39 protein-coding genes are annotated in these 22,744 nt (G+C 41.1%); 37 read left to right on the top strand and 2 right to left on the bottom strand.

Translation table 11 applies throughout. From position 1 onward, the window contains the following. The first annotated feature begins 56 nt into the window (after window positions 1-56). The 35 genes from rpsS (at window position 57) to ACFQWC_RS22205 (ending at window position 19,673) form a co-directional block, all read left to right on the top strand. On the top strand, window positions 57-335 hold the full coding sequence (gene rpsS / locus ACFQWC_RS22375) for a 30S ribosomal protein S19 (RefSeq protein ID WP_044340526.1): 279 nt from the start codon (window positions 57-59) through the stop codon (window positions 333-335). Window positions 336-354: 19 nt separating this feature from the next. Next, entirely contained in the window at window positions 355-696 is a 342-nt protein-coding gene (rplV, locus tag ACFQWC_RS22370; protein ID WP_034765976.1) for a 50S ribosomal protein L22, read from the top strand. A gap of 3 nt (window positions 697-699) precedes the next feature. Continuing rightward, the gene (gene rpsC, locus ACFQWC_RS22365; protein ID WP_034765973.1) at window positions 700-1,356 is read left to right on the top strand and encodes a 30S ribosomal protein S3; all 657 of its coding nucleotides are present in this window, start codon (window positions 700-702) and stop codon (window positions 1,354-1,356) included. A gap of 2 nt (window positions 1,357-1,358) precedes the next feature. Then, window positions 1,359-1,793, top strand: coding sequence for a 50S ribosomal protein L16 (gene rplP, locus ACFQWC_RS22360; RefSeq protein ID WP_044340527.1), 435 nt, complete (start codon window positions 1,359-1,361; stop codon window positions 1,791-1,793). Further along, window positions 1,783-1,986 carry a 50S ribosomal protein L29 gene (gene rpmC / locus ACFQWC_RS22355; protein ID WP_032085278.1) on the top strand — a complete coding sequence of 68 codons (204 nt, stop codon included), beginning with the start codon at window positions 1,783-1,785 and terminating at the stop codon, window positions 1,984-1,986. The genes rplP and rpmC overlap by 11 nt, the downstream gene beginning before the upstream one ends. Before the next feature lie 20 nt (window positions 1,987-2,006). Further along, window positions 2,007-2,270 (top strand): 30S ribosomal protein S17, encoded by a 264-nt coding sequence (gene rpsQ / locus ACFQWC_RS22350; protein ID WP_032085279.1) that lies wholly within the window; start codon window positions 2,007-2,009, stop codon window positions 2,268-2,270. Between the two features lie 44 nt (window positions 2,271-2,314). Beyond that, window positions 2,315-2,683, top strand: a complete 369-nt coding sequence (rplN, locus tag ACFQWC_RS22345; protein ID WP_032085280.1) for a 50S ribosomal protein L14 — start codon at window positions 2,315-2,317, stop codon at window positions 2,681-2,683. A gap of 39 nt (window positions 2,684-2,722) precedes the next feature. Continuing rightward, complete coding sequence (gene rplX / locus ACFQWC_RS22340) at window positions 2,723-3,034, top strand: 50S ribosomal protein L24 (protein ID WP_034765969.1); 312 nt, start codon at window positions 2,723-2,725, stop codon at window positions 3,032-3,034. A gap of 26 nt (window positions 3,035-3,060) precedes the next feature. Then, window positions 3,061-3,600, top strand: a complete 540-nt coding sequence (gene rplE / locus ACFQWC_RS22335; protein ID WP_034765967.1) for a 50S ribosomal protein L5 — start codon at window positions 3,061-3,063, stop codon at window positions 3,598-3,600. A gap of 24 nt (window positions 3,601-3,624) precedes the next feature. Beyond that, a complete protein-coding gene (locus ACFQWC_RS22330) occupies window positions 3,625-3,810 on the top strand; it encodes a type Z 30S ribosomal protein S14 (RefSeq protein WP_044340528.1) in 186 nt (61 codons plus the stop codon). Between the two features lie 30 nt (window positions 3,811-3,840). Next, window positions 3,841-4,239: a 30S ribosomal protein S8 gene (rpsH, locus tag ACFQWC_RS22325; protein WP_299746197.1), complete on the top strand. Its 399-nt coding sequence runs from the start codon at window positions 3,841-3,843 to the stop codon at window positions 4,237-4,239. Window positions 4,240-4,269: 30 nt separating this feature from the next. Continuing rightward, a complete protein-coding gene (gene rplF / locus ACFQWC_RS22320; protein ID WP_044340529.1) occupies window positions 4,270-4,809 on the top strand; it encodes a 50S ribosomal protein L6 in 540 nt (179 codons plus the stop codon). A 33-nt stretch (window positions 4,810-4,842) separates the two neighbouring features. Further along, entirely contained in the window at window positions 4,843-5,205 is a 363-nt protein-coding gene (gene rplR, locus ACFQWC_RS22315) for a 50S ribosomal protein L18 (RefSeq protein WP_044340530.1), read from the top strand. Window positions 5,206-5,228: 23 nt separating this feature from the next. Then, entirely contained in the window at window positions 5,229-5,729 is a 501-nt protein-coding gene (gene rpsE, locus ACFQWC_RS22310; RefSeq protein WP_044340531.1) for a 30S ribosomal protein S5, read from the top strand. 13 nt (window positions 5,730-5,742) lie between these two features. Then, complete coding sequence (gene rpmD, locus ACFQWC_RS22305) at window positions 5,743-5,925, top strand: 50S ribosomal protein L30 (protein ID WP_044340532.1); 183 nt, start codon at window positions 5,743-5,745, stop codon at window positions 5,923-5,925. Window positions 5,926-5,957: 32 nt separating this feature from the next. Beyond that, on the top strand, window positions 5,958-6,398 hold the full coding sequence (rplO, locus tag ACFQWC_RS22300; protein WP_377109111.1) for a 50S ribosomal protein L15: 441 nt from the start codon (window positions 5,958-5,960) through the stop codon (window positions 6,396-6,398). Next, the gene (gene secY / locus ACFQWC_RS22295) at window positions 6,398-7,690 is read left to right on the top strand and encodes a preprotein translocase subunit SecY (RefSeq protein ID WP_044340534.1); all 1,293 of its coding nucleotides are present in this window, start codon (window positions 6,398-6,400) and stop codon (window positions 7,688-7,690) included. Before rplO ends, secY begins: the two co-directional genes overlap by 1 nt. Before the next feature lie 60 nt (window positions 7,691-7,750). Continuing rightward, a complete protein-coding gene (locus ACFQWC_RS22290) occupies window positions 7,751-8,401 on the top strand; it encodes an adenylate kinase (RefSeq protein ID WP_299746202.1) in 651 nt (216 codons plus the stop codon). Then, a complete protein-coding gene (gene map / locus ACFQWC_RS22285) occupies window positions 8,401-9,147 on the top strand; it encodes a type I methionyl aminopeptidase (RefSeq protein WP_341357230.1) in 747 nt (248 codons plus the stop codon). The genes ACFQWC_RS22290 and map overlap by 1 nt, the downstream gene beginning before the upstream one ends. A gap of 15 nt (window positions 9,148-9,162) precedes the next feature. Then, window positions 9,163-9,486 carry a KOW domain-containing RNA-binding protein gene (locus tag ACFQWC_RS22280; protein ID WP_201716425.1) on the top strand — a complete coding sequence of 108 codons (324 nt, stop codon included), beginning with the start codon at window positions 9,163-9,165 and terminating at the stop codon, window positions 9,484-9,486. Then, entirely contained in the window at window positions 9,479-9,697 is a 219-nt protein-coding gene (infA, locus tag ACFQWC_RS22275) for a translation initiation factor IF-1 (RefSeq protein WP_034765945.1), read from the top strand. Before ACFQWC_RS22280 ends, infA begins: the two co-directional genes overlap by 8 nt. Window positions 9,698-9,735: 38 nt before the next feature. Beyond that, a complete protein-coding gene (gene rpmJ / locus ACFQWC_RS22270) occupies window positions 9,736-9,849 on the top strand; it encodes a 50S ribosomal protein L36 (protein WP_003156543.1) in 114 nt (37 codons plus the stop codon). A gap of 24 nt (window positions 9,850-9,873) precedes the next feature. Next, entirely contained in the window at window positions 9,874-10,239 is a 366-nt protein-coding gene (gene rpsM / locus ACFQWC_RS22265; RefSeq protein WP_034765943.1) for a 30S ribosomal protein S13, read from the top strand. Window positions 10,240-10,264: 25 nt separating this feature from the next. Continuing rightward, complete coding sequence (gene rpsK / locus ACFQWC_RS22260) at window positions 10,265-10,654, top strand: 30S ribosomal protein S11 (protein WP_032085294.1); 390 nt, start codon at window positions 10,265-10,267, stop codon at window positions 10,652-10,654. 171 nt (window positions 10,655-10,825) lie between these two features. Further along, window positions 10,826-11,770 carry a DNA-directed RNA polymerase subunit alpha gene (locus tag ACFQWC_RS22255; RefSeq protein ID WP_034765941.1) on the top strand — a complete coding sequence of 315 codons (945 nt, stop codon included), beginning with the start codon at window positions 10,826-10,828 and terminating at the stop codon, window positions 11,768-11,770. 46 nt (window positions 11,771-11,816) lie between these two features. Further along, on the top strand, window positions 11,817-12,179 hold the full coding sequence (gene rplQ / locus ACFQWC_RS22250; protein WP_299746220.1) for a 50S ribosomal protein L17: 363 nt from the start codon (window positions 11,817-11,819) through the stop codon (window positions 12,177-12,179). 285 nt (window positions 12,180-12,464) lie between these two features. Next, a complete protein-coding gene (locus ACFQWC_RS22245; protein ID WP_299746223.1) occupies window positions 12,465-13,301 on the top strand; it encodes an energy-coupling factor ABC transporter ATP-binding protein in 837 nt (278 codons plus the stop codon). Then, the gene (locus ACFQWC_RS22240) at window positions 13,277-14,146 is read left to right on the top strand and encodes an energy-coupling factor ABC transporter ATP-binding protein (protein WP_299746225.1); all 870 of its coding nucleotides are present in this window, start codon (window positions 13,277-13,279) and stop codon (window positions 14,144-14,146) included. Before ACFQWC_RS22245 ends, ACFQWC_RS22240 begins: the two co-directional genes overlap by 25 nt. After that, window positions 14,143-14,940 (top strand): energy-coupling factor transporter transmembrane component T family protein, encoded by a 798-nt coding sequence (locus ACFQWC_RS22235; RefSeq protein WP_299746228.1) that lies wholly within the window; start codon window positions 14,143-14,145, stop codon window positions 14,938-14,940. The genes ACFQWC_RS22240 and ACFQWC_RS22235 overlap by 4 nt, the downstream gene beginning before the upstream one ends. 14 nt (window positions 14,941-14,954) lie before the next feature. Beyond that, window positions 14,955-15,707 (top strand): tRNA pseudouridine(38-40) synthase TruA, encoded by a 753-nt coding sequence (gene truA, locus ACFQWC_RS22230; protein WP_341357231.1) that lies wholly within the window; start codon window positions 14,955-14,957, stop codon window positions 15,705-15,707. A gap of 182 nt (window positions 15,708-15,889) precedes the next feature. Next, window positions 15,890-16,327, top strand: coding sequence for a 50S ribosomal protein L13 (gene rplM / locus ACFQWC_RS22225; protein ID WP_113970906.1), 438 nt, complete (start codon window positions 15,890-15,892; stop codon window positions 16,325-16,327). A 22-nt stretch (window positions 16,328-16,349) separates the two neighbouring features. Next, complete coding sequence (gene rpsI / locus ACFQWC_RS22220) at window positions 16,350-16,742, top strand: 30S ribosomal protein S9 (protein ID WP_034765933.1); 393 nt, start codon at window positions 16,350-16,352, stop codon at window positions 16,740-16,742. A 208-nt stretch (window positions 16,743-16,950) separates the two neighbouring features. After that, the gene (locus tag ACFQWC_RS22215; RefSeq protein ID WP_299746240.1) at window positions 16,951-17,397 is read left to right on the top strand and encodes a DUF2521 family protein; all 447 of its coding nucleotides are present in this window, start codon (window positions 16,951-16,953) and stop codon (window positions 17,395-17,397) included. Window positions 17,398-17,503: 106 nt separating this feature from the next. Further along, window positions 17,504-18,232 carry an N-acetylmuramoyl-L-alanine amidase CwlD gene (cwlD, locus tag ACFQWC_RS22210; RefSeq protein WP_341357232.1) on the top strand — a complete coding sequence of 243 codons (729 nt, stop codon included), beginning with the start codon at window positions 17,504-17,506 and terminating at the stop codon, window positions 18,230-18,232. Between the two features lie 391 nt (window positions 18,233-18,623). Next, complete coding sequence (locus ACFQWC_RS22205; protein ID WP_299746245.1) at window positions 18,624-19,673, top strand: P-loop NTPase; 1,050 nt, start codon at window positions 18,624-18,626, stop codon at window positions 19,671-19,673. A gap of 58 nt (window positions 19,674-19,731) precedes the next feature. Here the strand turns inward: ACFQWC_RS22205 and gerD are convergent, their stop codons facing one another. Then, on the bottom strand, window positions 19,732-20,379 hold the full coding sequence (gene gerD / locus ACFQWC_RS22200) for a spore germination lipoprotein GerD (RefSeq protein ID WP_299746248.1): 648 nt from the start codon (window positions 20,377-20,379) through the stop codon (window positions 19,732-19,734). Between the two features lie 148 nt (window positions 20,380-20,527). Between gerD and ACFQWC_RS22195 the strand changes: the two genes are divergently transcribed. Continuing rightward, window positions 20,528-21,163 carry a KinB-signaling pathway activation protein gene (locus ACFQWC_RS22195; protein WP_341357233.1) on the top strand — a complete coding sequence of 212 codons (636 nt, stop codon included), beginning with the start codon at window positions 20,528-20,530 and terminating at the stop codon, window positions 21,161-21,163. Between the two features lie 46 nt (window positions 21,164-21,209). Here the strand turns inward: ACFQWC_RS22195 and pdaB are convergent, their stop codons facing one another. Further along, window positions 21,210-21,959, bottom strand: a complete 750-nt coding sequence (gene pdaB / locus ACFQWC_RS22190; RefSeq protein WP_341357234.1) for a polysaccharide deacetylase family sporulation protein PdaB — start codon at window positions 21,957-21,959, stop codon at window positions 21,210-21,212. Window positions 21,960-22,099: 140 nt separating this feature from the next. Between pdaB and ACFQWC_RS22185 the strand changes: the two genes are divergently transcribed. After that, window positions 22,100-22,327, top strand: a complete 228-nt coding sequence (locus tag ACFQWC_RS22185; protein ID WP_299746257.1) for a hypothetical protein — start codon at window positions 22,100-22,102, stop codon at window positions 22,325-22,327. Window positions 22,328-22,744 lie beyond the last annotated feature (417 nt).

Here is a 22,744-nt window from a genome sequence, read left to right as displayed (position 1 = left end):
ATTGTACTACGGTTCCTGAAAAGAGCCGTAGATCAATCACGAAGGGAGGTTCAAACATGGGTCGTAGCTTAAAAAAAGGACCTTTTGTTGATGATCATTTAATGAATAAGATCGAGAAATTGAACGAAACTGAAGGCAAACAAGTTGTTAAAACTTGGTCTCGTCGCTCAACGATCTTCCCAGCATTCATCGGTCACACTATCGCAGTTTACGATGGTCGTAAACATGTACCTGTATACGTCACTGAAGACATGGTAGGACACAAGCTTGGTGAATTCGCACCATCTCGTACTTACAAAGGTCATGCAAGTGATGATAAGAAAACAAGACGCTAATTGAGAGGAGGGTATCCTAATGCAAGCAAAAGCTGTTGCAAGAACAGTACGTATTGCTCCTCGTAAAGTACGTTTAGTCGTTGATCTAATCCGAGGTAAGCAAGTTGGAGAAGCGGTTGCTATCTTAAAGCACACACCTAAAGCTGCTTCACCAGTAATCGAAAAAGTACTTAAGTCTGCTATTGCGAACGCAGAGCACAACTTTGATATGGATATTAATAGCCTAGTGGTAACTGAGGCTTATGTAAATGAAGGACCAACACTTAAACGTTTCCGTCCTCGTGCGATGGGACGTGCAAGTCAAATTAACAAACGTACAAGTCACATTACACTTGTCGTATCAGAAAAGAAGGAGGGATAAGCTGTGGGTCAAAAAGTACATCCGGTCGGACTTCGTGTCGGTATAATCCGTGATTGGGAATCTAAATGGTACGCAGATAAAGATTACGCTAATCTATTACACGAAGACATTAAAGTACGTGAATATATTGCAAAACGTTTAGTAGACGCTTCCGTTTCTAAAGTAGAAATCGAGCGCGCTGCAAATCGTATTAACATTACTGTTCATACAGCTAAGCCTGGTATGGTTATCGGTAAAGGTGGTACAGAAGTTGAAGCACTTCGTAAAGCTTTAAACGAGTTAACTTCAAAGCGTGTACACATCAACATCGTTGAAATTAAAAGAGCAGACGTTGATGCTAAATTAGTAGCTGAAAACATCGCTCGTCAATTAGAAAACCGTGTTTCTTTCCGTCGTGCTCAAAAGCAATCGATCCAACGCGCTATGCGTGCTGGTGCAAAAGGAATCAAAACACAAGTATCTGGTCGTTTAGGCGGAGCAGATATCGCTCGTGCAGAACATTACAGTGAAGGTACTGTTCCACTTCATACTCTACGCGCTGACATTGACTATGCTCATGCAGAAGCTGACACAACTTATGGTAAGCTTGGCGTTAAAGTATGGATCTACCGTGGAGAAGTTCTTCCTACAAGAAAGAAATCTGAGGAAGGAGGCAAATAATTATGTTATTACCTAAACGCGTTAAACATCGTCGCGAACACCGCGGAAAAATGCGTGGACGTGCTAAAGGCGGTCAAGAGGTAGCGTTCGGTGAATACGGTTTACAAGCAGTGGAAGCTTCTTGGATCACAAACCGTCAAATCGAAGCAGCTCGTATCGCTATGACTCGTTACATGAAACGTGGCGGTAAAGTATGGATTAAAATCTTCCCTCATAAACCTTACACTGCAAAACCTTTAGAAGTACGTATGGGTTCAGGTAAAGGTGCTCCAGAAGGTTGGGTAGCAGTAGTTAAGCCTGGAAAAATCATGTTTGAAATCGCTGGTGTATCTGAAGAGGTAGCTCGTGAAGCACTTCGTTTAGCATCACACAAACTTCCAATCAAAACGAAGTTTGTAAAACGTGAGGAAATTGGTGGTGAATCAAATGAAAACTAATGAAATTCGTGACCTAACCACTGCTGAAATTGAACAAAAAGTAAAAACTCTGAAAGAAGAGTTATTTAACCTTCGCTTCCAACTTGCGACTGGGCAATTAGAAAACACAGCTCGCATCCGTGAAGTCCGCAAAGGGATCGCTCGTATGAAAACTGTAATCCGTGAAAGAGAGATCGGGGTTAACAATCGATAAATGAGAGGAGGTTTGCTTAAATGAGTGACCGCAACCAACGTAAGGTATACACTGGCCGTGTTGTTTCCGACAAAATGGATAAAACAGTAACGGTTATGGTAGAAACTTATAAAAAGCATTCTCTATACGGCAAGCGCGTTAAGTACTCTAAGAAGTTTAAAACTCATGATGAGAACAACGAAGCAAAAGTAGGCGATATCGTACGTATCATGGAGACTCGTCCACTATCTGCTACAAAACGTTTCCGTTTAGTAGAAGTTGTTGAAAAAGCAGTTATTATCTAATATATTTGTTCGGATATTTTATATTCCGAAGGGAGGTTACCTACATGATTCAACAAGAATCACGTTTAAAAGTTGCTGACAACTCTGGTGCTCGTGAAGTATTAACTATCAAAGTACTTGGTGGTTCTGGACGCAAAACAGCTAACATCGGTGATGTTATCGTGTGTACAGTAAAACAAGCAACACCAGGTGGCGTTGTTAAAAAAGGTGACGTAGTAAAAGCGGTTGTTGTACGTACTAAATCTGGTGTACGTCGTCAAGACGGTACTTACATTAAGTTCGACGAGAACGCTTGTGTCATTATCCGTGACGATAAGGGACCACGTGGAACTCGTATCTTCGGACCTGTTGCTCGTGAACTACGTGACAGCAACTTTATGAAAATTGTATCTTTAGCTCCAGAAGTTCTTTAATAGATATTAGCATTGGGCCATTCAAGGAGGTGCGATGAAATGCATGTAAAAAAAGGCGATAAAGTAATGGTCATTACTGGGAAAGATAAAGGCAAAACAGGTGTTGTTCTTGCTTCATTCCCTAAGAAAGACCGAGTGCTAGTTGAAGGAATCAACGTTGTAAAAAAACACGCTAAGCCTTCACAGATGAACCCGCAAGGCGGTATCATCAGCCAAGAAGCATCTATCCATGTATCAAATGTTATGCTTCTAGATCCGAAATCTAACGAGCCAACTCGTGTAGGTTATAAGACAGAAGACGGCAAGAAAGTACGTGTAGCAAAAAAATCAGGTGAAGTTCTAGATAAATAGTACGATTAAGAAGGGAGGTATTCTGAATGAACCGCCTAAAAGAAAAATTTCAACAAGAAATCAGTCCAGCTCTAGTGAGCAAATTCAATTACAAATCAGTAATGGAAGTACCTAAAGTTGAAAAGATCGTTGTCAACATGGGTATCGGTGATGCTGTTCAAAACTCAAAAGCTCTTGATGTAGCTGTTGATGAATTAACTCAAATCACTGGTCAAAAGCCAGTTGTAACTAAAGCTAAAAAATCTATCGCAGGCTTCCGTCTACGTGAAGGTATGCCAATCGGTGCAAAAGTTACTCTACGCGGAGAGCGTATGTACCAATTCTTAGATAAATTAATTTCTGTTTCACTTCCACGTGTACGTGACTTCCGTGGTGTTTCTAAAAAAGCATTCGACGGTCGCGGTAACTACACATTAGGAGTTAAAGAGCAATTGATTTTCCCTGAGATTGACTATGATAAAGTGTCTAAAGTACGTGGTATGGATATCGTAATCGTAACAACTGCGAACACAGACGAAGAAGCTCGTGAATTATTGACACAAATCGGAATGCCATTCCAAAAGTAATCGCTATATAAGGGAGGCGAAAATGTGGCTAAAAAATCTATGATTGCGAAACAAAAACGCGCGCCAAAGCATAATGTTCAAGCGTACACACGTTGCGAACGTTGCGGACGTCCTCATTCAGTAATCCGTAAATTCAAGCTTTGCCGTATTTGTTTCCGTGAACTTGCATACAAGGGTCAGATTCCTGGCGTTAAGAAAGCTAGTTGGTAATACCCTATATTGGGAAGGAGGTAAATTATTATGACAATGACAGATCCAATTGCAGATTTGCTAACTCGCATCCGTAATGCGAACATGGTTCGTCACGAAAGATTAGAAGTTCCTGCTTCTAACATCAAGAAAGAAATTGCAGAAATCCTTAAACGTGAAGGTTTCGTACGTGACGTAGAATATGTAGAAGATAACAAGCAAGGTGTTATCCGCATTTTCTTAAAATATGGAGCAAACAACGAACGCGTAATTACTGGATTAAAGCGTATCTCTAAACCTGGTTTACGTGTATATGCAAAATCAACTGAAGTACCTAAAGTATTAAACGGATTAGGTATCGCACTTGTTTCAACTTCTTCAGGTGTTTTAACTGATAAAGAAGCTCGTGCTCAACAAGTAGGCGGAGAAGTACTAGCTTACGTTTGGTAATATTTTTTATATGAATGGAGGTGCAACAGGATGTCACGTGTAGGAAAACTACCAATCGAAATTCCATCTGACGTTACTCTAACAGTAGGTGAAAACAACACTGTAACTGTAAAAGGACCTAAAGGGGAACTTTCTCGTACATTCAATTCTGATATTAAAGTAGAATTAGAAGGAAACGTAGCAACAGTTACTCGTCCTTCTGATGCAAAAGAACACCGCGCGTTACACGGTACAACTCGTGCCCTAATCGCGAACATGGTTGAAGGTGTATCTAAAGGATTCCAAAGAAATCTTGAGCTAGTCGGTGTTGGTTACCGTGCTCAAAAACAAGGTACTAAGCTTGTACTTAACGTTGGTTACTCTCACCCAGTTGAGATCGAACCAGAACAAGGTATTGAGATCGAAGTACCGGCAAACACAAAGATATCTATCAAAGGTATCGACAAAGAACGTGTTGGAGCATTAGCTGCTAACATTCGTGCTGTACGCTCTCCTGAGCCTTACAAAGGAAAAGGTATTCGCTACGAAGGTGAATATGTTCGTCGTAAAGAAGGTAAAACAGGTAAATAATGCCGCGTAGGCAAAAGAAAGGAGTGACCGTAGGTGATTACTAAGCCAGATAAGAACAAAACACGTAAGAAGAGACATGCTCGTGTCCGTTCAAAAATTACTGGAACTGAAACTCGTCCTCGTTTGAACGTTTTCCGTTCTAACAAAAATATCTACGCTCAACTTATCGATGATATGAACGGTGTTACTCTAGTAAGTGCATCTTCTCAAGATAAAGATTTCGATCTAGACTCAGCTGCTACTATCGATGCAGCAGCGAAAGTTGGAGAACTAGTTGCGAAACGTGCAGTAGAAAAAGGATTAAAATCTGTAGTATTTGACCGTGGTGGATATTTATATCATGGCCGTATCAAAGCTTTGGCTGAAGCAGCTCGTGAAAACGGCTTAGAATTTTAATAAAAAAAGGAGGGACAATCCAGATGCGTCGTATTGATCCAAGTAAACTAGAATTTGAAGAACGCGTAGTTACAATCAATCGTGTTGCGAAAGTTGTAAAAGGTGGACGTCGTTTCCGTTTCGCTGCTCTTGTAGTAGTAGGCGACAAAAACGGTCACGTTGGTTTCGGAACTGGTAAAGCTCAGGAAGTACCTGATGCAATCCGTAAAGCGATTGAAGATGCGAAGAAAAATCTAATTGAAGTTCCTATGGTTGAAGGTACAACTCCTCACCTGGTAACTGGACGATTTGGTGCTGGTCAAATTCTTATCAAACCTGCTTCTGCGGGTACAGGAATTATTGCTGGTGGACCTGTTCGTGCCGTACTTGAATTAGCTGGTGTTCAAGACATCCTATCTAAATCTTTAGGATCTAACACTCCAATTAACATGGTTCGCGCTACTATCGAAGGTTTAAAACAATTAAAGCGTGCTGAAGACGTTGCAAAACTACGTGGTAAATCAGTAGAAGAGATATTAGGATAAGGGAGGGATAACGATGGCTAACAAACTAGAAATTACCCTCACTCGCAGTACAATTGGTCGTCCACAAGATCAACGTAAAACTGTTGAAGCTTTAGGACTTCGCAAAATGCATCAAACTGTTGAACAACAAGATAATGCTGCTATCCGCGGTATGATCAATAAAGTTGCTCACCTTGTAACGGTTACAGAAAAATAATCGATTTCTTTCGAAAAAAAGGAGGTGCCGACATGAAATTACATGAGTTAAAACCTACAGAAGGTTCACGTAAAGTCCGCAATCGTGTAGGACGTGGTATTGGTTCAGGTAATGGAAAGACTTCTGGTAAAGGTCATAAAGGACAAAACGCTCGTTCAGGTGGCGGAACTCGTCCTGGCTTTGAGGGTGGTCAAACACCATTGTTCCAACGTCTACCGAAACGTGGATTCACGAACATCAACCGTAAAGAATACGCAATCGTCAATCTTGACGCATTGAATCGCTTCGAAGATGGTACAGAAGTTACTCCAGCGCTACTTGTAGAAACTGGCGTTGTAAGTAACGAAAAAGCAGGAATTAAGATTCTTGGTAAAGGTTTAATCGAGAAAAAGCTTACTGTAAAAGCACAGAAATTCTCAACCACTGCTAAAGAAGCTATCGAAGCTGCTGGCGGTACATCCGAGGTGATCTAATGTTTCAAACTGTCTCCAATTTTATGCGCGTGGGTGATATAAGAAATAAAATTATTTTCACCCTTCTAATGTTAATAGTCTTCCGTCTTGGTACCTTTATTCCGGTGCCAAACGTAGACGCTAATGTGTTGAAAATGCAAGACCAGGCAGGAATTCTTGGATTCCTGAATACATTTGGTGGCGGTGCTCTTCAAAACTTCTCCATCTTTGCGATGGGTATCATGCCTTACATTACCGCTTCAATCATCGTACAGCTCCTTCAAATGGATGTTGTTCCGAAGTTTACAGAGTGGTCTAAGCAAGGTGAAGTCGGACGCCGTAAGTTAGCTCAGTTTACACGTTATTTCACCATCGTTCTAGGGTTTATCCAAGCTTTAGGTATGTCCTATGGTTTCAACAGAATATATGGTGGAATGCTTATCCAAAGCCCTGGAGTTAGTACGTACCTACTAATAGCGTTAGTTCTGACAGCTGGTACGGCTTTTCTTATGTGGTTAGGTGAACAAATCACGGCTAAAGGTGTGGGGAATGGTATCTCGATCCTGATCTTTGCAGGTATCGTTGCCGCTATCCCTAACACAGTAAACCAAATCTATGCTCAACAAATTGAAGGAGCAGGCGAACAGCTCTTCCTTCGAATTGTGGTTCTTGCACTTCTTGTTTTAGCAGTTATTGCAATCGTAGTTGGTGTTGTGTTTATTCAGCAAGCACTTCGTAAAATTCCGATTCAATATGCAAAACGTTTAGTGGGGCGTAGTCCGGTTGGTGGACAATCAACACATCTACCATTAAAGGTGAATGCTGCGGGTGTTATTCCAGTTATCTTTGCGATTTCTTTCATTATCACGCCACAGACCATTTCATCCTTCTTTGGAGAAAATGATGTGACTAGTACAATACAGTACATTTTTGATTACACTAAACCAGTTGGTATGATCATCTATGTAGCTCTGATCGTTGCCTTTACGTATTTCTATGCTTTCATTCAAGTGAATCCAGAACAAATGGCTGAAAACTTGAAGAAGCAAGGTGGATATATCCCTGGTATTCGTCCAGGTAAAACCACACAAGAGTATCTCACTCGCGTTCTGTATCGTCTAACATTTGTTGGGGCAATCTTCTTAGCTGTTATCTCAATTCTTCCTGTTTTCTTCATTAACTTTGCAGGATTACCTCCTGCAGCTCAAATCGGTGGAACAAGCTTACTAATCGTAGTGGGTGTTGCACTTGAGACAATGAAGCAACTTGAAGCACAGTTAGTGAAACGTCACTACAAAGGATTTATTAAATAGAGGGTTTTCGGGAACATTTTGTTCCTGAGACCATTTTATAGACAATTAGGGGGAGTTCGAGTGAATATAGTTCTTATGGGCTTACCAGGCGCAGGAAAAGGCACTCAAGCTGAAAAGATCGTAGAAAAATATGGTATCCCCCATATCTCTACAGGAGACATGTTCCGTGCAGCTATCAAAGGCGGTACTGAGCTAGGCTTGAAGGCTAAATCATTCATGGATAATGGCGATCTTGTTCCTGATGAAGTAACAATCGGTATTGTTCGTGAACGTTTAAGCAAAGAGGACTGTGAAAAGGGCTTCTTACTGGATGGGTTTCCAAGAACGGTTGCTCAGGCAGAAGCACTTGAAAACATCCTGGCTGATCTTGGTAAAAAAATGAATTATGTCATTAATATAAATGTAGATAAGGACATCCTGATGGAGCGCTTGACAGGTCGCAGGATCTGTAAAGAGTGCGGCGCTACTTATCATCTTGTCTTTAATCCGCCAACAGAAGAGGGCGTTTGTGATCGCTGCGGCGGCGAGTTATATCAACGCGCAGATGACAACGAAGAAACGGTACAAAATCGTTTAGACGTAAACATTAAACAAACTCAACCACTATTGGCTTACTACGAAGACAAAGGCTATCTGAAAAACATTGACGGTCAACAAGACATCCATAGAGTGTTTGATGACATTGATGAACTACTTGGAGGCCTTTCATAATGATCATTTCTAAAACTCCGAGAGAGATTGAGATTATGCGGCAGGCTGGAAAGATTGTGGCATTAACTCATGCGGAATTGCGAAAGTATATTTCTCCGGGAATATCGACGAAGGAATTGGATGCAATTGCTGAAAAATTCATTCGTAAACATGATGCAATTCCATCTTTTAAAGGGTATAATGGGTTTCGTGGCAGCATCTGTGCTTCAGTCAACAATGAGTTGGTTCATGGAATTCCAGGCGATCGGGTATTGAAGGATGGCGATATAATCAGTATCGATATCGGTGCTAAATATAACGGTTATCACGGTGACTCCGCTTGGACGTATCCAGTTGGAACAATAGATGATGAAACCCAGAAGCTTCTCAATGTTACAGAAGAATCATTATTTCTGGGGCTTAAAGAAGCTAAACCAGGCGAGCGTCTGTCGAATATCTCTCATAGTATACAAACTTTTGTTGAGGCTAATGGCTTTTCTATCGTTCGAGAGTATGTGGGACACGGAGTTGGTCAAGACTTACATGAGGATCCTCAAATTCCTCATTATGGACCACCCAACAAAGGTCCTCGTTTAAAGCCTGGCATGGTACTGGCTATTGAACCAATGGTTAATGCAGGAAGTCGATATGTTAGAACGTTATCAGATAACTGGACAGTCGTCACAGTAGATGATAAAATGTGTGCGCACTTTGAACACACCATTGCAATTACTGAAGACGGCTATGAGATATTGACGAAAGCCTAAGTGAAGGTGATTGGATTGATCGAGTCAGATTCGACGATACCGAGGATTGGTCAGATTGTTCAAACCCTTAAAGGGAGAGAAACAGGAAGCTACTCGGTCGTTGTTCAGCAATTGGATGAACGTTTTGTACTCATAGCAGATGGGGATAGACGAAAGTTTGATCGCGCCAAGCGAAAGAACATCGCTCATCTTCACTTGTGTGACTATGTTTCTCCAGAAGTTCAAAACAGTATTATTGAATCAGGCAGAGTAACGAACGGTAAACTGCGTTATGCTGTTTCAAAGTTTGTTAACGAAGTTTTAAATGATGAGAAGAAGGGAGACATGTTCGATGGCTAAGGATGATGTAATTGAAGTTGAAGGTAAGGTCGCTGAGACTTTGCCCAATGCGATGTTTAAGGTAGAATTAGAAAATGGTCATACAGTACTGGCACATGTTTCAGGAAAGATCCGTATGCATTTCATTCGTATCCTACCTGGTGACAAGGTAACAGTAGAATTATCACCGTATGACTTAACTCGTGGTAGAATCACTTATCGTTATAAATAATCTATTGCACTCCGTACTATTAAGGAGGTTAGAATAAGATGAAAGTTAGACCATCTGTTAAACCAATCTGCGAAAAATGTAAAGTTATTCGTAGAAAAGGTAAAGTTATGGTTATCTGTGAAAACCCTAAACATAAACAAAAACAAGGCTAATCTTAAAGGAGGTGCGCTATCACTATGGCACGTATTGCTGGTGTAGACATTCCACGTGACAAACGTGTTGTCATTTCATTAACATACATCTACGGTATTGGTAAAAATACTGCAGCGAAAATCTTATCTGAAGCTGGTGTATCTGAGGATACTCGCGTTCGCGATCTTACTGACGACGAACTAGGAAAGATTCGTGATATCGTTGATAAATTAAAAGTAGAAGGTGATCTTCGTCGTGAAGTATCACTAAACATCAAACGTCTTATGGAAATCGGTTCATACCGCGGTCTTCGTCACCGTCGTGGACTACCTGTTCGTGGACAACATACGAAGAACAATGCTCGTACACGTAAAGGTCCTCGTAAGACTGTAGCTAACAAGAAAAAATAATAGGTAAAGGAGGTTACTTCTTAGTATGGCACGTAAAACAAACACTCGTAAACGTCGTGTGAAAAAGAATATCGAAGCTGGTATTGCACACATTCGTTCTACATTCAATAACACAATCGTAACTATTACTGATGTTCACGGAAATGCTGTTGCTTGGTCAAGTGCAGGTTCACTAGGATTCAGAGGTTCTCGTAAATCCACTCCATTCGCAGCGCAAATGGCAGCTGAAACTGCAGCGAAAGCTTCTCAAGAACATGGTTTAAAAACTCTTGAAGTAACAGTTAAAGGTCCTGGTGCTGGTCGTGAAGCAGCTATCCGTGCTCTTCAAGCAGCAGGTCTAGAAGTTACTGCAATCAGAGACGTTACTCCAGTTCCTCATAATGGATGCCGTCCACCAAAACGTCGCCGCGTTTAATTTTTCTGTATAAATTTTGTATCGTTGTCTATAATGGGATATGATACAAGATACGTTCATTCAGAAAAGTAACCAGTTGTTGGTGCACAATAGGGAACGTAAACATGGGGAATTTCGGACTTTAACTTATTTAGCCCGGAGTTTCGACGTTTTGAAGGAGGGTAAATATTAATGATCGAAATTGAAAAGCCAAAAATTGAAACGGTTGAGATCAGCGATGATGCCACATATGGAAAGTTCGTCGTAGAACCACTTGAGCGTGGATATGGTACAACTTTGGGTAACTCCTTACGTCGTATCCTACTATCGTCACTCCCAGGTGCTGCTGTCACATCTATTCAAATAGATGGAGTACTGCATGAGTTTTCAACAATTGAAGGCGTCGTAGAGGATGTCACATCCATCATTTTGAATATCAAGAAGCTAGCGTTAAAGATTTACTCTGATGAAGAGAAAACGCTAGAAATTGATGTACAGGGCGAAGGAGTTGTAACGGCTGCTGATATTACTCATGATAGTGATGTAGAAGTGTTAAATCCTGATTTGCACATCGCAACATTATCTAAGAGTGGACACTTCCGTGTGCGTTTAAGCGCATCACGTGGACGTGGATACAGACCAGCAGACCAGAACAAACGTGAGGATCTTCCTATTGGCGTGATCCCAATCGATTCTATTTACACTCCAGTTTCACGCGTTAACTATCAAATAGAAAATACTCGTGTTGGTCAAATGACGAACTACGATAAACTTTCTCTTGATGTATGGACTGATGGAAGTATTGGACCAAAAGAAGCGATTTCTTTAGGTGCTAAGATTCTAACAGAACACTTAAATATTTTCGTTGGCCTTACAGATGAAGCGCAGAATGCTGAAATCATGGTAGAAAAAGAAGAAGACCAAAAAGAGAAAGTTCTTGAGATGACGATCGAAGAATTAGATCTTTCTGTTCGTTCTTATAACTGCCTGAAGCGTGCTGGAATCAATACTGTTCAAGAGCTTGCTAACAAGACAGAAGAAGATATGATGAAAGTGCGTAACTTAGGACGTAAATCACTTGAAGAGGTTAAAGTTAAACTTGAAGACCTTGGACTTGGCTTACGTAAAGACGACTGATAACATCTTCTTTCATATATAGATTCAACAAAGGAGGGAACCCTTAATGGCTTACAGAAAGTTAGGACGTACCAGTGCTCAACGTAAAGCAATGCTACGTGATTTAGCTACAGACCTAATCATTAACGAGCGCATCGAAACAACTGAAACTCGTGCGAAAGAGCTTCGTTCAGTTGTGGAAAAAATGATCACTTTAGGTAAACGTGGTGACGTTCATGCTCGTCGTCAAGCTGGTGCATACATTCGTAAAGAAGTTGCAAACGCTGAAAACAACCAAGATGCTTTACAAAAGTTATTCTCTGACATCGCTCCTCGTTACACAGAGCGTCAAGGCGGATATACTCGCATTATGAAGGTTGGTCCTCGCCGTGGTGACGGTGCTCCAATGGCAATCATCGAATTAGTTTAATAATTCGTGACTACTAACATTAAGGGCGGGACAGTTAATCCTTAACTGCTTCTTTGCCCTTTTTGTATAAGTGCATGTTGATGAAAAGCAGAGCGTTACGATGAGCAGCGCTGTCTGACTCGTCTAGCTCGTGCACCCCTTCCAACTTCTATATTCATAGAAGCTGTTCAATGGTTGAACAAGAAAAGATTCTCTTTTCTTTGGTCGGGGTGCAGGCTTTTTTTTATATGCAGAGATTTCTATAGCAGAGCTGAGTATGGAAGAGCGTAGAGGAGGTTACAGAAATTGAAGGAAATCATTAAAGTAGACGATGTGCATTTCAGATACCCTGATCAGAATACCTACGCCCTTAAAGGCATTAGTCTGACTGTCAATCAAGGTGAATGGCTGGCGATTGTCGGACATAACGGTTCCGGTAAGTCGACGCTTGCCAAAATGTTGAATGGGCTTCATTTTCCTGAAAAGGGAAGTGTAACGGTTGATGGGATTGTTCTTTCAGAAGGATCTATATGGGACATCCGTTCAAAGCTGGGTATGGTTTTTCAAAATCCCGATAATCAGTTTGTTGGTGCTACAGTAGAAGATGATGTGGCTTTTGGGTTAGAAAACCATGGGGTACCGTATGAAACAATGGTACAGAGAGTCACTGATGCTTTAAAAAGTGTCCATATGGAAGATTTTCTTGTTCAAGAGCCGCACCATTTGTCAGGTGGTCAAAAACAGCGTGTAGCGATCGCCGGGGTCGTAGCCCTGCAGCCATCGATCATCATCTTAGATGAAGCTACATCCATGCTTGATCCAAAAGGAAGAAAAGAAGTTCTTGAAACGGTTCGTAAGCTGAAAGAGGAAGAAAACTTAACGGTTATCTCCATTACCCATGACCTGGAAGAAGCAACAAAGGCAGATCGAATGATTGTATTAAATCAAGGGGGGGTTTTTAAGGAGGGCATCCCGGAAGATATTTTTCTATTAGAGGACAAGTTAATCGGACTGGGACTGGACTCCCCTTTTACGATTAAGCTTGCCGGAGCCCTTAAAGAAGCAGGGATTCCCCTGTCTAAAACCTATTTTACAGAAGAAGAGTTGGTGGATGAGTTATGCAAATCACATTTCAACAGGTAGAATACCGATATTCATTCAACACTCCATTCGAAAAACTTGCCCTTCAAGATATCAATCTTTCCATCCCGACAGGTCAGTTTCTCGCGGTTATCGGTCACACCGGTTCGGGAAAGTCAACACTCCTCCAGCATTTAAACGGATTGTTAAAGCCTACGGAAGGTCTTGTCCAGGTAGGAGAATATCAAATAAAAGCGAAGCAAAAGGCAAAAAGTTTAAAGCCGGTAAGACAGAAAGTAGGCATCGTCTTTCAATTTCCTGAGCATCAGCTGTTTGAAGAAACCGTGCTCAAGGATATTTGCTACGGTCCAATGAACTTTGGCGTATCGGAGGAAGAAGCGATACGAAGAGCGAAAGAGTTGATCGTAAAGGTGGGTCTCTCTGAAGAGGTATTACAAAAATCTCCATTTGATTTATCAGGGGGACAAATGAGACGGGTAGCCATTGCAGGTGTACTTGCTATGAATCCGGAGGTCATTGTCTTAGACGAACCTACGGCAGGACTCGATCCCAGAGGTCAACGTGAGATCATGGACATGTTCTATGCTCTTCATAAAGAAAAGGGACTGACGACCATTCTCGTTACCCATAGCATGGAAGACGCAGCTCATTACGCAGAAGAGATTGTGATTATGCAGAAGGGCCGCCTAAAGAGAAAGGGAAGTCCTGAAGAGATTTTCTCCCAGGCAGATGAACTGTTTGAGATGGGATTAGACGTTCCCGACGTCGTTCGTTTTCAATATCAATTTGAACAGAAAACGGGGAAGAAGCTCCCGAAAACCTGTTTAACGATAGAGGAATTAGCTTCAGCCATCCGTTCACTTCGAGATGGAGGTGAAGCCCCATGATGGAGAAAATGATCTTTGGCCGATATGTACCCGCTAAATCCATTCTTCATCAGATGGATCCAAGGGCAAAGCTCTTATTTATTTTTGGGTTTATATGTGTCGTCTTTTTAGCAAATAATTTTGTTACGTATGCACTGCTCGGCCTTTTTACGTTTAGCGCACTTATTCTTTCTAATCTTTCGCTGCGTTTTATTATCGGTGGATTGAAGCCTATCCTATGGTTAATCTTATTTACATTCTTCTTACATGTGTTTTTTACCAAGGAAGGCCCTGTCATTCTGGATATGGGAATATTGTCTGTTCATGAAGAGGGGTTAAGGCAGGGGATCTTTATTTCTTTACGATTCTTTTATCTGATTCTCGTAACGTCTTTATTAACCCTGACGACTTCCCCTATCACGATTACAGACGGTCTTGAGACGCTTCTGAATCCATTAAGAAAAGTAAAATTTCCAGTTCATGAGCTGGCTCTTATGATGTCGATTTCTTTACGTTTCATTCCGACCTTGATGGAGGAAACAGATAAAATCATGAAAGCCCAAATCGCAAGGGGGGCTGAGTTTTCTTCCGGTCCCGTGAAAGACCGGATTAAAGCCATCATTCCTTTACTGATCCCTCTCTTTGTCAGCGCCTTTAAACGTGCTGAGGATCTGGCAACAGCCATGGAGGCAAGAGGGTATCAAGGTGGAGAAGGCAGAACGAAATACCGACTGTTATCCTGGCACAAGAAGGATACGGGAGCTTTAGTGGTACTGGCCCTTTTAACAGTTGTATTGATTATTTTTAGAGGATAACGGGAGTGTCGTGTATGCAGAGAGTGAAGTGTACCATCGCCTACGATGGGACTAATTTTCATGGTTATCAGGTTCAACCCAGTCAGCGAACCGTCCAGGGGCTCATCGAAGATATTCTATCCACTATCCATAAAGGGGAAAGAATCCGTATCAGTGGGTCGGGACGTACGGACGCTGGTGTCCATGCGAATGGTCAGGTTTTTCATTTTGATACACCATTGGCCATCCCTGAAGAGAAATGGCCGGTGGTACTGAACACCCGCTTACCGGATGAAGTAACCATTAAAGAAGCTGAGCTTGTTCCTACTGACTTCCACTCAAGGTTCTCTGTCCTACAGAAGGAATATCGATACCGTGTTTATACGGGAGAGTCGAGAAGTCCGTTTAACCGTCACTTTTCCCTTCATTATCCCTACACTTTATCTGTGACGGATATGGAGCGTGCTGCACGGCATCTGATCGGGGAGCATGACTTCACGAGTTTTTGTTCAGCGAAAACCGAAGTAGAAGATAAAGTAAGAACCATTCACCATATTGAGATTCAAGAGCATGAGGAAGAAATCATTTTTTCTTTTGTGGGAAATGGATTTCTCTATAATATGGTGAGGATATTGGTTGGTACATTATTAGAGGTAGGTTCTGGGAATATCCAAGTAGAAGAGATTCCTGGAATACTGGATGCCAGGGATCGTAATCGGGCAGGGAAGACTGCACCTCCTCATGGACTTTATCTGTGGAAGGTCGATTATGACCCTATTGTTAAATAGAAATTTATATTACTTTCAAAAAAAATACTAAAACAACTAATCCTGGTGTAACATTCTCTTGACAATAGACTGGGAACAAGATAATATAGCATATGGTATGTTATTAACCCCACGATAAGCCCCGGAAACTTATTGTGATTAGAAAATAAATACTACGGATTCATTAAATAGGAGGTTAAATCATGCGTACAACGTATATGGCAAAAGCCAACGAAATCGATCGTAAATGGTTCGTTGTAGATGCTGAAGGCAAAACTCTAGGACGTTTAGCTAGTGAAGTTGCTTCTATTCTACGCGGAAAACACAAACCAACATTCACACCACATGTAGACACTGGTGATCATGTTATCATTCTTAATGCTTCAAAAATTGAACTAACTGGTAAAAAGTTAACGGATAAGATCTACTACCGTCACACGAATCACCCAGGTGGTTTAAAGCAACGTACAGCATTAGAAATGCGTACAAACTACTCAGAGAAAATGTTAGAGCTTACTATCAAAGGTATGCTTCCAAAAGGTTCTCTAGGTCGTCAAATGTTCAAGAAATTACATGTGTATGCTGGAGCAGAGCATAAGCATCAAGCACAACAACCTGAAGTTTACGAACTTCGTGGATAATTAATAAGAGGAGGTTATTATCTTGGCTCAAGTTCAATATTACGGAACTGGTCGTCGTAAGAGCTCAGTAGCTCGTGTACGTTTAGTACCAGGTAACGGAAACATTGTTATCAATGATCGTGAAGTAGAAGTTTATATCCCATTCGCAGCACTAAGAGAAGTAATTAAGCAACCACTAGTTGCAACTGAAACTCTTGGTAACTATGACGTTTTAGTAAACGTTAATGGTGGAGGCTATGCTGGTCAAGCTGGTGCGATCCGTCACGGAATCGCTCGTGCTTTACTCCAAGCAGATCCTGAGTACCGCGGAACTCTAAAACGCGCTGGATTATTAACTCGTGACTCTCGTATGAAAGAGCGTAAAAAATACGGTCTTAAAGGTGCACGTCGCGCTCCACAATTCTCTAAGCGTTAATTATTATTTCAAACAAAAGCTCAACCGATTCATTCGGTTGGGCTTTTTTTGTTGGGGACGGACCTCCAATTTCACCACACCATGAACTTCGATCAGCTTCATGGCCGGCATTGAATCGGGAGTTCCGTCCCTCAAAAAAATTGGTAACAGTTACTCGAATGAACTGTTGTGTTAAGTAGGAAAATACGTTCAAAGGGGTGGATGATCTTTGAACGTTATTACAACTTTCAATACAAAGAGAAGAGAAAAACAAATTAAGTCGGAAAGAACGTTGCTGAAAGAGATTTCGATTAAAATGCTTCAGGAAAGTGTCCGTAAGCATTTTGGATATATAAAGGTTCAGGGCGGTGTATTTATGCAGCAGGGCTTTGATGAGGCATGCTTTGATGTGGCCATTGAAGCTTATCTGCTGGGTGGAAAGGTTAGCAAGTTTGGATATACTGGTGAACCTTCTGATGTCGTTAAAAAGCGGTGCGAGGAAGAATTAAAACACTTTATCGATACGCTTTATAATTTCTGGTTGTATTGGTCTGAGATGGGCGTTTCCAATCAAGTTGATGAGTCCTTTTATTTTTGCTGTGAGCACTTTGTGGAAACATGGTGGTCAGAAGGGTATGAAAAGGGGATCAAGCGTCACAAACTGCGTTTGAATTAATCAATTCAGTTCTAAAAATCATTCTTGTCCCATATTTTTTAGTAAGGACAGCGGAGCTATAAAGAGTTTTTTCTCCGGGTTGAAACTGGGAAATAGGAGGACTGGAATGGTTCATAAACTAAAGGTCGTCGGGATAATTTCTGCACTGGCTATTTTATTATTCATTATTCAATATAAGGTTTTAGACAAGGATACATGGGATTCCTGGAACCTTCCTTTATCAGGTAAGATCATCTATATAGACCCAGGGCATGGCGGTCCAGACGGTGGAGCCGGTGATAAAGATGCCTTGGAAAAGGATATTGCTTTAAATGTGTCTTTGATGATAAGGGATTATCTCCAAGAACAAGGAGCTCTCGTCATCCTGACACGGGAAAAAGACGAGGATCTTGCTGATGAAGATACAAAGGGATACAGCCGTCGGAAAGTGGAGGATTTAAAGAACAGGCTTAGCTTAATCAATGAATCCGAAGCAGACTTATTTTTAAGTATCCATCTGAACTCCATTCCATCAGCAAAGTGGAGCGGTGCCCAAACATTCTATAATCCAAAGTATGAAGAAAATAAAGTCCTTGCCAAAGCTATTCAAGGAGAGTTGACACGTAATTTAGAAAACACGACACGAGAAGCGAAAGGTCTTCAAAACGTGTATATTTTAAAACACGCCAAAAAGTCAGGTGCCTTAGTGGAAATCGGGTTTCTATCGAATCCAGGTGAGCGGGCCAATTTGCTTAAAGAAGATTATCAGCAAAAGATTGCTGCCTCAGTGTATCAGGGAGTTCTCAATTATTTAACAATGGATGAAGAAGATAAAGAAGAAGCTGACGAGGAATAACCTCTCAGCTTTTATTTTTGGCTAATTTCGAAAAGATTGTTGTTTTAATACAGAAGAGCTCTTTGACCTGTGTCAGTGAGTGTGTAGAGAATAGCCTTTAAAGAAACATGCTTCGAAAGTTGATTGGAGCGGAAGGATGCTCTACTCCTGCGGGAAAAGCTGGACAGTACAAAAAGCGGAGGCTCACCGCCAGCCCCGTGGAAAGCGAGCATCCTGTACCGGAAATCAACTGCTGCTTTCTTATCTAAGAAAGAATCAAACGTTACGAAAAGAGCTTTTTTCATTATTCAACAAAAGCATTCAAAACCTTTTGATCATTCATTCAACTAAGAATATGTTATACTGAAAGCAGGTTGATTGAAAACGAATACATAGAAAAGGGTGGATATTCATGTTAACTGAACAACAGACACGCGAACTTTTATTTGGATTAAAAGATCCTTTTTTAAATAAAACGTTAGAAGAAACAAATGGTATCGTCGAAATTTCAATTAAGGAAGAAAAGAAGCATGTAAGCGTGAAGATCGCCATTGCCAAGACAGGTACTGGTGAACAAATGCAATTCCAGCAAAAGATCGTACAAGTCCTAAAGGATAATGGAGCTGAATCTGTCGGGATCCGCTTCACGGAGCTTCCACAGGAAGAGCTTGAAAAGCACAGAGGATCCGGTGGAGAAGGAACGGATTTATTATCACCTGCAAGTAAAACAACCTTTATCGCGATTGCGAGTGGAAAAGGCGGAGTAGGAAAGTCGACGGTTTCTGTTAACTTAGCTGTATCATTGGCCCGTCAAGGAAAAAAAGTCGGGCTGGTGGATGCTGATATTTACGGGTTCAGTGTGCCTGATATGATGGGAATCGTGAAACGACCAGTCGTTAGGGGAGAAAGAATTATTCCAGTAGAACGTTTTGGCGTAAAAGTCATTTCCATGGGCTTCTTTGTTGAGGACAATGCTCCCGTGATTTGGAGAGGTCCTATGCTTGGGAAAATGCTCAACAATTTCTTCTCAGAAGTAGAGTGGGGAGAACTGGACTATTTACTGCTGGACCTGCCACCAGGGACAGGTGACGTTGCCCTTGATCTTCACACGATGCTCCCACATTGTAAGGAGATCATCGTTACAACACCGCATCCAACAGCAGCATTCGTAGCGGCCCGTGCAGGCGCCATGGCTCTGCAAACCGACCATGACATTCTTGGTGTGGTTGAGAACATGTCCTATTTCGAAAGTAAATTAACAGGCGAAAAAGAATTCGTATTCGGGCAAGGTGGAGGAGAGAAGCTAACGGAAGAACTACGTACCGACTTATTAGGCAAGCTCCCACTTCAACAGCCTGACTGGAACGAAGAGGATTTTGCTCCTTCCATTTACGCAGAGGACCACCGTTTAGGGCAGATTTATGGAGACATCGCTCATAAAGTGATTGAAAAACTGTCTTAGGTAGACGAATAAAAGGACAAATGCGTTGGAACCTCCACGCATTTGTCCTTTTTAACAATTATTGGCCACCGCCACCACCGCTGCCAGAACCTCCAGAATCACCAGATCCGCCCTCATCACCGCCGGAAGAAGACTCACTGCCACCTTCGCTTTTACCGCCTTCTTTCATTTCACCGGCAGCCTTCAGTAACACATCCTGCATCTTAGCCTTGAATAGAGGGCTTTCAAATGTTTCCGTAATGACTTTTTGCAGATGTTCCCTATATTCCTGGCTTTTTAAAGCTTCAGTCAGTTCCTTCTTGAATTCAGGGTCCTTTAACAGATCCATCATCATCTTTTGATACTCTGGATCCTTCATGAGGTCTTTGAGTAATTTTTCATTTCCATCCTTCATGCTTTTTGCCATCGCTTCGGCAAACTTAGGGTCTTCGAAGGATTTCTTCCAGAATTCAGTTCCTTTTTCAGAGGTTAACGTCTTAGAAATCGTATCCGTCACAACCCCTTGGTCCATAATAAGCTCTGATTTCATTTTTTCATCAGACATGACTTCTTCAATCGCTTTTTTACCATCATCGGTCTTTAATATATCGACAACCATTTTCTTGGTTTCTTCATAATCCATTTTGCCACTGCCTGTATCTCCGCCACCGCCACAAGCGGATAGAAGAAGAATCGACAGTAGAAAAAGAAAGGAATATCTTTTCATGGGTAGGCTCCTTCCATACAAATTCCTTACCCTTAATATGAGAAATAACGAAAAAAATATGCATAAGAAAAACTGGAACCTAGATTTTTTATAGTAGCGTTGGTACAATCAAAAGAGTGTATATTTTTTTATTTGGAGGAAAATAGAAGTGACCATCCGCAATTGGATTCGTTTTTTCATTCATACGTTAGTGATCGGTGGAGTCGTTACCGGTGTAGCCGCACTTCTCATTAGATGGGATCAGTTCGGACCATACATCCAAGACGGAAACGTGATTGGCATATTATCAAGTCTACTTTGGTTTGTTTTTGTAGGTTTCACATTTAGTGTAATCAGTCAGATGGGCTATTTTGCTTATTTGACCATCCATCAATTCGGGATGGGAATGTTTAAGAGCTTATGGAATCCTGTTCAAGTGGTGCTGATTGCCCTTGTCCTGTTTGATTTAATCTACTTCCGATTCAGAGCTTTCGCTGAGGAAGGTGAGTCGTATACCCCTTATATTTTTCTGGGAATCGGCATCCTGGTCGTTGGTTTAGTCGTAGCTTATATGAAGAATAAGCAATCAGAAGCCAAGACGAACACATTTGTGTCTGCCTTATTCTTTATGATTGTTGTAACCACACTGGAGTGGTTGCCGGTTTTACTGGTGAATTCCGTTAAATGGCTGTACCTTATGCTGCTGGCCTTATTGGCATGTAATGCATTCCAGCTTCTGCGTCTTCCTAAATATATCGAGAAGTCCCAAGTGGAAAGGCAACGTAAGCAGCCTACTAAGAGTTAAACAAATAAAAGCCCGCTGATGAGGTCCCTTCATCAGCGGGCTTTTATTACTGTATGAGGGAAGACTTGGCATCCCCGTTTGAAATCATGTCTGAAACCGTAATGAAGTTACCTTTTCCTTTTAATTCTTTCACGATGGTCGGCAAAGCGGATTTCGTTTGTTTAGCTGAATCCGATGCGTGAAGGAGAATGATATCCCCTTTTTTGGCTTTCTTCACATTATTGATAATTTCATCTACACCAGGATTCGTCCAATCTTTAGAGTCTACACTCCAGTGAACCACAGTAAGCCCAAGAGAGTCGGCTACCTTTAATGTTTCTTTATTAAAGTGACCGGTAGGCACGCGTAATAACTTCACATCTTTAACATTTAGCTTCTTAAAAACGGTATCGGCTTTTAATATGTCCTGCTTGATCTTATTTGGTTCCATATCCGTATAATCGGAATAGGCATAGCCAAGATTTCCGATTTCATAACCCTGCTTCACAATTTTCTCCACTAAATCAGGGTGTCTCTCCGCCCAGGCTCCGGAAAGAAAGAAGGTAGCTGACTGGACATTCATTTTCTTTAATTCTTCAAGGATCGGCCCCGCTTTTTCATCTCCCCAACCAATATTGAATGTAATCGCGACTCCTTTTTCCCCTTTGTAGATCGCTTTCGGTCCATCCTTCGTACTAAAAACAGAAAGTGTCGAAAGGTTACTGCTATATACAAACAAGGCAGTAAAAAATGAAATCACGATAATCAGACTGATTTGCTTTAATTTCTTAGCATTAATTGTGTGAAACGTATTCAATCGTTCATCCCTCCGTTCAACCGTCTATCTCTACTAAAGATATGCATGTCCCCGGAAAAAATATCTATCTTTTAAAAAAATGATTATAAATTTCTTTTAATGGAAAAAACTACAAATACAAATATTAAGGGGTGACATACTTGCTGGGGTTAATGATTAATGACAGAGAGAAACAAGAAATAGAGTATTTGTTAAAAAGAGAGATGGATGAAATACTGTTCGATCTAAGAGATTCTCGAATTGATCATATCGTTAAGAGAGCAATGGATGAACGGTATAAAATCTTATTCTCACTCTTTAAAAGGTTTGCCAGTCAAAAGGAATGTTTAAAGTATATGAAGACGGCAGCAAAGAAAGAAACATATTAAAGAAAATCAGCTTCCGCTTATATTCGAGTGGGAGCTTTACTATTAATGAGTTCAGGGGACAGCTGCCTGAATAAGATGCGGGTGTGTAAGATAGTTAATGTGTTTGAAATATTTTTTTGAAAAAAATTCATAAATGTATTGACCCTCCCGAAAAATCTTGGTATATTAATAAACGTCGCTGAAACACAATGAATTATTTAGAAGAAACACCAATAAATAATTTCAAAAAACAGTTGACATCACACATTGATGTGTGATAAATTAATAAAGTCGCTCCAAACGGACGTGACACACATTGAACCTTGAAAACTGAACAAAACAAGACAATACGTCAACGTTAATTCTAGATTTATTTTTAAAGAGCTATTCAAACTTTTATCGGAGAGTTTGATCCTGGCTCAGGACGAACGCTGGCGG

It is taken from the genome of Rossellomorea sp. GCM10028870, from assembly GCF_042666755.1.
Lineage (GTDB): Bacteria > Bacillota > Bacilli > Bacillales > Bacillaceae_B > Rossellomorea.
The sequence above is the reverse complement of the archived record's forward strand: the minus strand, read 5'-3'. Positions and strand labels throughout refer to the sequence as shown.